Annotated in this window: 5 protein-coding genes and 3 pseudogenes; 2 read left to right on the forward strand and 6 right to left on the reverse strand. The window is 34.6% G+C overall.

Translation table 11 applies throughout. The annotated features are described in order from the left end of the window. Positions 1-9: 9 nt before the first annotated feature. The 6 genes and pseudogenes from NXV01_RS01150 to NXV01_RS01175 form a co-directional block, all read right to left on the reverse strand. Positions 10-3,243 carry a TonB-dependent receptor gene (locus NXV01_RS01150; protein WP_259011192.1) on the reverse strand — a complete coding sequence of 1,078 codons (3,234 nt, stop codon included), beginning with the start codon at positions 3,241-3,243 and terminating at the stop codon, positions 10-12. Between the two features lie 109 nt (positions 3,244-3,352). Continuing rightward, a complete protein-coding gene (locus NXV01_RS01155; protein ID WP_259011193.1) occupies positions 3,353-4,372 on the reverse strand; it encodes a GRP family sugar transporter in 1,020 nt (339 codons plus the stop codon). Positions 4,373-4,387: 15 nt separating this feature from the next. Beyond that, positions 4,388-5,811, reverse strand: a pseudogene (locus tag NXV01_RS01160) (L-fucose/L-arabinose isomerase family protein). 23 nt (positions 5,812-5,834) lie between these two features. Further along, positions 5,835-7,322: a glycerol kinase GlpK gene (gene glpK / locus NXV01_RS01165; protein WP_259011194.1), complete on the reverse strand. Its 1,488-nt coding sequence runs from the start codon at positions 7,320-7,322 to the stop codon at positions 5,835-5,837. Between the two features lie 46 nt (positions 7,323-7,368). Further along, positions 7,369-8,286 (reverse strand): annotated as a pseudogene (locus NXV01_RS01170) (transketolase family protein); the annotation flags it as partial. After that, positions 8,280-9,122 carry a transketolase gene (locus NXV01_RS01175; protein ID WP_258978495.1) on the reverse strand — a complete coding sequence of 281 codons (843 nt, stop codon included), beginning with the start codon at positions 9,120-9,122 and terminating at the stop codon, positions 8,280-8,282. The pseudogene NXV01_RS01170 and the gene NXV01_RS01175, both read right to left, overlap by 7 nt. A 264-nt stretch (positions 9,123-9,386) precedes the next feature. Here NXV01_RS01175 and ribB point away from each other — a divergent pair, with 264 nt between their 5' ends. Then, entirely contained in the window at positions 9,387-10,001 is a 615-nt protein-coding gene (ribB, locus tag NXV01_RS01180; RefSeq protein WP_259021576.1) for a 3,4-dihydroxy-2-butanone-4-phosphate synthase, read from the forward strand. Between the two features lie 5 nt (positions 10,002-10,006). Further along, positions 10,007-10,770, forward strand: a pseudogene (locus tag NXV01_RS25865) (DeoR/GlpR family DNA-binding transcription regulator). Positions 10,771-11,089 lie beyond the last annotated feature (319 nt).

Below are 11,089 nucleotides of genomic sequence, written 5' to 3' on the forward strand. Positions count from 1 at the left end.
TTTACTTTTTTAGAATGTTAAATTAACACCAAATGTATAAGTTCTACTTCTTGGATATTTATTGGAATCAATTCCAGGGGTTAAACCATTCATCATATTAACTTCCGGATCATAACCAGAATAAGAAGTTAGAGTCCAAAGATTATAGCCCGTAAAATAGAATCTTAGATTACTGATACCTATTTTTTTAGTAAAATAAACTGGCAGAGTATATCCTAATGTTAATGTATTTAATCTTAAAAATGAACCATCTTCAACATTATAAGACATCATATATGCAGATCCCATTTTTGTAGGATTCCATATCGTTGCATTTTTGTTAAACTCTTTAAGTAACTGTGGGTTAGTTCGCAGATCATTACCTTCATCATCAAAATATCGGAAACGATGTTTGCTGTCAACTAACGTCGATAAATTATTATAACTATTTCTCCACCAAGAAACTAGATGCATTTTATTTCCATTATAAACATCATTTCCTATAGTATAATTAAAAAACATAGAAAAATCAAATCCTTTACATGTTGCATTCAAGCCAAATCCTCCTGATAATTTAGGCATAGCCTTGCCTATAACAGACAAATCCTTTTCATCTATTGTACCATCTTCATATACATCTTTAAATTTAGGTGCTCCGGGATATGGAGTAACTAATGACGAACCATCTACAACTCCCTCCTTTAAAACATACTCTTTTGTGACTTCATTATAATCAAAATCATCAACTTGATAAAATCCATCATTTGTATAACCATACATTAAACCAACAGAATTACCAACTTCCACTAAATAATCTTCATATGGAGTTTGATCTGTACTAGCCCAACCTGATGACTTCTTCCATAAAGTTTCTCCAGATGCCAACTTGACTATTTTGTTTTTATTTATTCCGACGTTAAAATTTGCATCTAACGTAAAATTCCGAGTCCTGACTAATGAGGCATTTAATGTCAATTCAATACCCTTATTTTGAGTCTCGCCCACATTCGTCTGTTGCTGCGAAAAGCCTGTTGTCTGAGGAATAGATGATGGCACAAGCAAATCTTTTGTATTATTTACATATAAATCTAATGTACCACTTAATTTTTCATTAAAAAAACCAAAATCAAAACCTAAATTATTCGTGATTGTTTTTTCCCATTTCAAGGAAGGGTTTGGTAAATAATCTGAACCATATGTATAATACGAATTTATAGCTTCATTCCATCCTGGACCTTTCGAGGAACTTAATTTATAAGTTGATTTCCAAAGATCATTCGCTATTCTGTTATTTCCTGAAATACCAGAACTTAATCTGACCTTTAGATTGGAAACAAATGTATTTTTCAGAAATCTTTCTTCAGAGACTCTCCATGCTAATGAAGCAGCAGGAAAATATCCCCATTGATTACCTGGGGCAAACTTCGTTGAACCGTCAGCGCGTATCGTAAAAGTTGCATAGAACCTTCTATTAAAATCATACATAAGTCGTCCGAAGAATGAAGCTAATCTTTCAGGAGTACTTTTAGAACTATTTGTCTGATAGGCCTCACCCAAAGTCATATTGTCAAACGCTTTTTCAGGCGTAATACTCATAGGGAGGTAACGAGCACTCATAAAATTTGTTAGACTCTGACTATTATTAAGTTCTTGTCCTAACATTAAATTAAAATGATGTTGTTTTTTTAAATCAAATTGATACGTTAATATATTAGCAAGCCTATATTTCGGAGACTCTACTTTAGTCAGTTCAACATAAGGCATACCATTACTATATCTATCAGCATTCGAATTCTTAGATCCATAAAAACGTTTCTGATAACTATTGTTAAAATCTATGCCAAATTCCGTTCTAAACGTTAGTCCTTTTAAAATAGTCAAGTTCAACGCAGCTGTTGTATTAAACAAAGTACCTCCTTTTTGTTTCCAATTTTGATAAACATTTTCACGGGGATTATATCTTGTTACATACTCTTCCTCTTCAGGTGTATAATCATCACTAGCAGGTGGAAGTTGCATAAAATCTGTTAAACCTTGTGTAGGTGCATATTCAAGAGCTGAAAGAACGCTAACTCCATCAGTTCCTGCACCATCAGTTTTCGTATTAACAAAACGAGTATTATATTCGAAAGACAAAAAGCTGAACAATTGGCTCTTCAACTTAAAATTTAAAAATGTTTTTTGCAAACCATTACCAGCCAAAATTCCGGGTGAATTTTGATGAGTAAAACTCAAGTTATATTGATTTTTAGGACTCGCACCACTGATAGTAACATTATAATATTGAGATAAAGAAGTACCTCCCATAACTTCATCTTGCCAATCGTCACCACTATAGTTCTTATAGATATAAAATTCTGAAGGATCACCATATCTGTCAATAAAAGAAGTAGGTTCTGAGGATCTGGAACGTGCATATTCATATTGAAGTAATACAAATTCGTAAGGGTCAAGCACATCTAACTTCTTAGAAAGTGTTCTTAAAGTCACATAAGAATTAAAAGAAATAGACGTCCTCCCTTCTTTTGCTCGTTTTGTTGTTATATTTACTACACCATTAGCTCCTCGAGCACCATAAACTGCGGTAGAAGAAGCATCCTTCAACACATCAATAGATTCAATATCAGTAGGAGCAATATCTTTCAAATTATCTACGGGAAAGCCATCTACAATATATAATGGTGAGTTATCTTGAGTTATAGAACCACCGCCACGAACTCTAATCATAATATCAGCATCAGGAGAACCATCAGCTGTAGTAATTTGGACACCTGCGAGTTTACCAACCATCGCTTCAGCGACAGAACTTACAGGAACTTGTGATATAGTCTTTCCACTGATGGAAGAAACAGAGCCTGTTAGAGCCTCTCTACGGATATTTCCATAACCAATAACAACAACTTCATCCAAAGACGCATTATCTTCTTGTAACCTGACAACTATGTTTTTCCTATCTTTGACCTTGACTATTTGGGTTTTATAACCAATATATGAAACTTCTAATTCAATTTCACCTTTAGGTATATCAATAAAAAAATTACCTTCAAGGTCAGTTATTGTACCCTTTCCTGTTTTCTTAAGAACTATTGTGGCACCAATCAAAGGTTCTCCCAAGTCACTCACCACCTGTCCCTTTATTTTCTCATTTACTGATGATACTTCTCCTACAAAATTTATATATTCCACAGCAAATGCAGAAGAAAGTATATTTAAGCAGAATAGTATAAATACAAACGCTTTAAAATGTTTCAAACTGTTTTTCATAATAAAATCATATTTTAATTTCCGAGAATATCAGATAAATTCATCTGCTTAGGAAAGATTTTTTCGTTCCTCCTTTTCTATTAATCTCGAAAATGTTTCAACCTATGTTTTAGTTAGACAAAGTAATAAGTATCAATCCTGCAATGAACAAGAGAAACATGGCAGCTATCAACTTGTTAATTTCACTTGGTGCTTCCTTGAATTCTTTCCACACAAATACCCCCCATACCATAGCTACTACCGGAGCAGCGTTACTCAACGCATATGAAATAGCGGGATTGGCAGCTCCAGCTCCCATAAAACTAACAACCATACCTCCCATCCAAATAAATCCACCTAATATACCAATAAAATGTGTTCTGACGCTACCTGCAAAATATTCCTTCATAGTTACTTTTTCACCTTTTACAGGATTCCGCATAGCAATGCTATTAAAAATAGGTGTAGTAACTAAAATACCAACTGCAAAACAAAATATACCTGTGTAGGGAGTTAGGGTACCAGAGCCTCCTGCAACATAAAATGGATCCAATGATTTTACTACTAACCCATAAAAGAACATAATAGCAATACCAGCTATAATCGCAAGCAATATACCCATTTTAGGTGTATTAGTTTTGCTTGTAGGCAATTTAGCATATGCTTTACCACAAATAAAGATAGCTATAATTATAACTATTACACCTAACCATAACAATACTTGATTACCAGGGTACATTTGACCTGCAAAAACTATTAACAAATAGTTGAAAATAATACCACCAATCCATGCAAGACCACCACCAATGGGAAATCCCACAGACATACCTGCTACAGAAATAGCAGCTGTCAGAAAAATATTACCAAAATTCCAAACAACACCTCCTAAAAATGCATATTTAATACTTTTCCAATCAAAAACTTCTAAGTCTTGTAAGAAAGTACGACCTTCATTTCCCATAGATCCTAAAGTAAGTGCAGCTAACGAGGCTGTCAAAAACAAGCCAATAGTTAAGTCCCAATAGAACAACTCAAAACTCCACTTATTATCAGTAGCAACCATTTTCTGTGTATTCGCCCACGACCCCCAACAGACACAACAAACAACACAACAGAGAATCGCCAATATATAATTATTAATTAATATCATGGATTATCACATTTATTATACATGAATATATAGTTCCCATCCCAAATAGTTATTAATAGCTTCTTCCAAAATATCCTTTACATTACCGCGACACATCGCTACATGATGTTCAAAGCCGTTCTTGCAAATATATTTCATCAAGGTCTGCAAATTATTCACTTTAGTTACTGCAATACACCCATCCATTCCGTAAGGATCATCAGTAATTTTTCCTTCTCCCAAATATGATTTAATACATCCTCTAGTGTCATCAGTAGAGATACGAAAAAACGTAAATTCTCCTTGTTTAACCTTCCCATAAACAGCTCCAAATGTATTTACTTTTCCAAGTGTCCTTCCTAATACACCTAAAGTGCCTAGTGTAATGTTATCCATAACAAAGGATTTGGGAAAATTACCACAATGGGTACAAACACATTTATTACGATCTTCTGCAAAATTATTATTCCAATCTAATAAAGCCGACTGACGACCAGAAGCCAAAGTTAACGCATACATTGAAACGGCACCAGCAATATCGACTTCACAAGCTGCCGGAATAAGTTTTTCTCCTAGCATACTCATTGTTACGCAAGCTGCACAACCATAATTCTGTTCCAAAGAGTCCCAACATTGGATAGCTACAGCATCGATTGCATTTGCTTCCATCCATTGCTCCACAGCCAAACCAAATTTTGCCTGAAGTATAAGTTTCCCATCATATTCTTGCGGAACTAACGCATATTTTTTAATATCTTCTACTTTTTGCAATAAAGCAGAATTGTCATTCTCTATTTTGCTAGCAACTGCCAATATTTCCGATAAATCAACTGGAACAACAGTAATTCCGGTAGCTTGAAGAATTTTTTCCTTGCACGAACTGTTTGAAAACCCGCAGGACGGGCACCTATAGCTCCAATACGAGCATGTCGAAGTCCATTAACAACACGACAAATTGCAGCAAATTTATTAATATCTTTAGCTAATAAATCAGAGAAAATAGAGTAAGTGTGTAAAGTTGTATCCGTAAAAGGTATACCATATTGATACAAGTTGTTACAAACTGATATTTTTCCACAAAAGGCATCACGACGGCTATCCAAATCGACTTTATTATTTTCATCATCACATGCCTGTACTAAAATTGGAACATTCAATTCTGCTATACTAATAGCATTAATTATACCGATTTCAAAGCCAAAATTCGGTAATGAAACTATGATCCCATCAATGCGTTCACGATTTTCACGAAATAAAGCAGCACTTTTCAAACCATCTTCTCGTGTTTCGATACTACTACTCCCTGTAGGAGTCGCATCCTCTGGTAAAATAACATAATCATAACCTTCATTTGTAAGTACCGTCAACAATTGTTTACGAACATCTTTTGCCAATTCTGCATTAAAATAAGCTCGGGTTCCAATAATAACACCAAAACACATTTTCTTTTTGTTTTTCATTTTCATACAGCATCAAATTTAAATTATTTATATATAGAAATAACATTTTTTACAGCTTCACACCAACCATTATGGAAACTTCTAGCTCTTGCTTTATCCATATGTGGATATATATATTTTTTAGCAGCACACAAGTTAGCTACTTCTTGAAAGTTATTCCAAACTTTACGAGCTAAGCCGTTCATTATAACAGCCCCTAATGCCGATGCCTCCTCTATATTAGAACGACTTATTGTAGCCTGCAACATATCAGCCTGAAATTGCATCAAAAATTGATTTTTAGTTGGACCACCATCTACTCGCAATTCTTGTAAAGATATGCCCGCCTTTTGAGACATCATATCTACCAAATCTTTTATCTGATAAGCTATTGATTCAAGTGCAGCACGTAAAATTTGTGCTTTACCCGTTCCTAAAGTCATACCTAAAATAACGGCTTTAGCTTTAGGCTGCCACCAAGGTGCCCCTAATCCTGCAAATGCAGGAACCAAATAAACACCAGCTGTATCTTCCATCATAGATGCAAATTCTTCTATTTCAGCCGGCGAATCTATCAATCTCAACCCCTCCACTAACCAATTTATAGTAGCTCCTGTACAATGAACATTTCCCTCAAAAGCATAAAATATTTTATCTAAAGCAGAAAAACCTATTGAGGTTACCACTCCCCTAGGAGCTGTGATAAACTTTTCTCCAATATTTAACATAACAGAGGATCCTGTTCCATAAGTAACTTTTCCCAAGCCGGCCTCAAAGCACATCTGACCAGTCAATGCACCATGAGAATCTCCTAAAACGCCAGCTATAAGAATGGGGACATTGAATAGATTTCCTATTGTCGTCTCTCCAAATATAGAATCACAGGAGCATACACGTGGCATCATATTACGAGGAATTGTAAATAGTTCAAGTAAATCATCATCCCATTTTAAGGTATGAATATTAAAAAGCAGTGTCCTAGAAGCATTGGTGTAATCTGTTACATGCTCCCGACCTTCTGTTAATTTCCAAATCAACCAAGAATCAATCGTTCCCAATAATAATTCACCTTTATCTGACATCTCACGAGCATTCTCCACATTATCAAGAATCCATTTAACACCACTCGCAGAGAAATAAGGATCTAATAACAAACCGCTTTTATATTGCACCAGCTTATCATATCCTTTTTCTTTTAATTCTTTACAGATAGAAGTACCTCGCAAACATTGCCAAACTATTGCGTTATATATAGGTCTACCAGTCTTTTTATTCCAAACAACAACTGTTTCACGCTGATTTGTAATAGCTAAAGAATAATTACATATTTCTTTTTCTTGTTTTATTAGTTCTGTTATTGATCTCAATACATTTTGATAGATCTCTTCTGGATCATGCTCTACCCATCCTACTTTCGGATAATATTGTTGATGACTAATGTTCACCCTCCGCAACAACTCACATTTTTCATTAAAGAGCATTGCCTTCGTTGCAGATGTACTTTGATCAATTGCAATTATTTTGTGATTCATAAATATCAGATATTATAGGTCTATCAAGAATACTTGACTGCACGTTTAAAAAATCCAAAGCCGTTTTAAAGATGCTTTCTTTATCTAAGCCATAATAAGTAAATATTTCCGATGATTGTCCATGAATAACATTCTCATCTGGTATTCCTATAATACGGACAGGAACTGGCATTTCCGAAATAGTTTCGGTGACAATACTTCCCAATCCTCCAAACCGACTATGTTCCTCAACTGTTATAATTCTTCCAGTTTCAACAGCTGCTTTTAAAATAGCATTTCTATCATAGGGTTTAATAAAAGCCATGTCAAGAACCCGTGCTTGTATACCTTTTTGATGTAGCATAAGACCAGCTTGATAGGCATGATATACAGTCTCACCTGCTGCGATGATTGTCAGATCAGAACCTTCAAGTAAAGTATTCGCTTTCCCAAAAGTTAATTCAAAATCATCATTTTCATAAACATCTGGAACTGCAGCACGTCCAACTCGTATATATACAGGCTCAGGATAATCAACTAATAATTTCACAAGTTTCTTAGTTTGTCGTGCATCACATGGCAGAACCATATTCATTCCTGGAAAAGTACGCATTACAGCAATATCATGCAAACTATGATGACTAGCACCTAATGCTCCATAAGCAACTCCACCACTCACCCCAAATATTTTCACATTATTACGACTATAAGCTAAATCCACTTTAACCTGTTCAAGACTACGAGCTATGTAAAAGCAAGCTGGACCACAAACAAATACTTTTTTTCCGCTATGGGCCAACCCAGCAGAAATACCGACTGCATTTTGCTCTGCTATCCCGCATTCAACAAATTGTTGAGGTAACTCCTTTGCAAAATCCCCTAATGTCACAGAGCCACGAGCATCAGTTGTAACCGCCACTATATCCTTGTCTAGATGTGCTAATTCTAGTAAGGTTTCAGTAAATATCTTTCTGCAAGCTAACATATTATTTCTTTTTCTAAAACAACAATTCTATCTGAAATTTCCCGAATAGCCTCTTCGTATTGTTCTTTTGAAGGCACTGCATGATGCCATTTAGCAATTCCCTCCATATAGGACACACCTTTTCCTTTAGTAGTATGAGATATAAGTAAGTGAGGCTGATGATTTGAATAATCAATCTTTTCAAACGTATCCACTATATCACCAATATCATCCCCATTCATTTCTTTTACATCCCATCCCAAAGCACTCCAACGCTGATAAATACTTTCCAAAGACATGACTTCTTCCGTAGTTCCACTTATTTGCAAACCATTACGATCAATTATTGCCACCAAATTATCCAAGTGATACTGTTTAGCAGCCATAGCAGCTTCATAAATAGAACCCTCTCCTTGCTCACCATCCCCCATCAAGACAAAGGTTCTGTAGGGATGACCATCCATTTTTGCCGCAATAGCCATACCAACTCCAATAGATAACCCATGTCCCAAAGCTCCAGTATTAACCTCAATACCAGAAACTTCTATAGTAGGATGCCCCGAAAGTACAGAGCCAAATTTCCCTAGAGAGTTTACCAAATCATGAGATATAAAACCTTTTGCTTCAAGAGTCACATATAAGGCTTCAACACAATGACCTTTACTCATAATAAAACGATCCCTCATAATCGCTTTAGGAGTCTTAGAATCAATATTCATCGTATCAAAATAGAGAACTGTAAGAACATTTAAGCAAGAAAGGTCACCTCCAATATGTCCTGCCTTTGCCTTATAAACAACCTCCATCAACCGTCTTCGATTCTCCTCCGATTGCAACTTTAGTTCTTTTATCTTCATATTATTATCTATTTTAGATTATTTCCTCGACAAAGAAAAGAATAAAAAAGAATAAAACAAAGCAATTCGAAAGCATTCGTAATTTTATTCACATTTATTAACTTGAAAACAAAAGAGAACCAAACAATATAAAATAAGATAATCCTATTATACGAAGTTTACTATTATGAATATTGCAAGGTTATTAATTATTAAAAAGCATATTGAATTTTTCGTTTATTTTCGATTTTAATTAATTTTGCAAAAATAAATAATTGAAAAGACATGCTGAATACTGTTGAAGAAGGATTAGAAATGATTCGTCAAGGAAAAATTATAATTATTGTAGATGACGAAGACAGAGAAAATGAGGGAGACTTTGTCGTTGCAGGAGAAAAAATAACACCAGAAATAGTCAACTTCATGATAACCAACGGCAGAGGTTTACTTTGTGCTCCATTACCTCGCACTCGCTGTGAGGAATTAGAACTATATCCCATGGCTTCTCAAAATACCTCTCTTTTAGGTACACCATTTACAATGTCGGTTGACTTACGTGGTCATGGATGTACAACAGGAGTCTCTGCCTTCGATCGTTCTGCTACTATACGCGCATTAGTATCAGAAGATATAGCTCCTACAGATTTAGCACGCCCTGGACACATTTTTCCTCTTTATGGAGTGAAAAATGGCGTATTAGAACGTAACGGTCATACAGAAGCATTGCTAGATATGACAAGATTAGCAGGGCTAAAAGCAGGTGGAGCCCTTATTGAAATATTAAACAAAGATGGTTCAATGGCCCGCTTACCTGAATTATACGCATTAGCTCAAAAATATCAACTTAAAATAATATCGATAAAAAGCATTCAAGAATACCGCATAAAAAATAATCTATAAGTAATATGGCACTAAATCAAAGGAGAGTAAAAATACTAAATTTAATTCGCGAAGACGGACATGCAAAAGTTCAAGATTTAAGCAAAATCTTTAAAGTCACAGATGTAACTATACGACAGGATTTGGAAGTCTTAGAAAACATGGGATATATCCAAAGAGAGCACGGAGGAGCGTTTCTGAAAGATGTTGGTTCATTTGCAAAAACAGGACAACTACTTAATCAAAGCCATATAGAAGAAAAAAGGAGAAATAGCATTAAAAGTTTTAGAATTAATAAATGAAGAAGACAGTATTATTTTAGACTCTGGCTCAACCACCACTGAAATAGCCAAGCTTCTCATAAACTACAAAAAACTTACTGTTATAACAAATGCGTTAAACATTGCATTAATACTCGGTGAGAATCCTGGAATTAGCCTTATCGTAACAGGAGGAGAATTTAAGGCACCAACACTGTCCCTAACAGGAAAAATGGCAGCAGATTCTTTTAAAGATATTCATGCTAATAAATTATTTCCTAGCTACTGCTGGAATTTCCTCAGATATGCGTCTTACATATCCTAGTTTGAGTGATTTAATCGTTAAATCTGCCATGATTAAATCTGCCGACCAAGCATATTTAGTTGCAGATTCTTCTAAAATAGGAATTAGTTCATTAGCAAACCTAGGATCAATATCACTTATACAAACAATTATCACAGACAATAAAATTTCAAATGAAAGTATAGAGAAAATAAGAAGAAAAAATGTGAATATTATATTCTCGTAAAGAGCCATATTAGATTATTCGGCATTATTTGGCCAAAACATATATTTTACATTCCTTCTCCTCCAACAAGCAGAAAGGGATATAAATAGTATTTCCTTTTACTATCATACACAACCCACTATTAATATATGCTTTCTTAATTCAAATACAGATTTATATATTCATTCTCCTCTTATAGGATCATTATTCTTGCGAACAGTACCAATTTCCAATTAAATATTTTCAAACATTTCGGCTTTATCTAACAAAATAGTTATGATATTTCAAATCCACCTCAGCACCTATTTTTTTGAATACGGCTTGTAAGAGAAATAACCTA

Origin of the sequence: Bacteroides sp. BFG-606, assembly GCF_024788145.1 — a bacterium.
GTDB classification, from domain to species: domain Bacteria; phylum Bacteroidota; class Bacteroidia; order Bacteroidales; family Bacteroidaceae; genus Bacteroides; species Bacteroides vicugnae.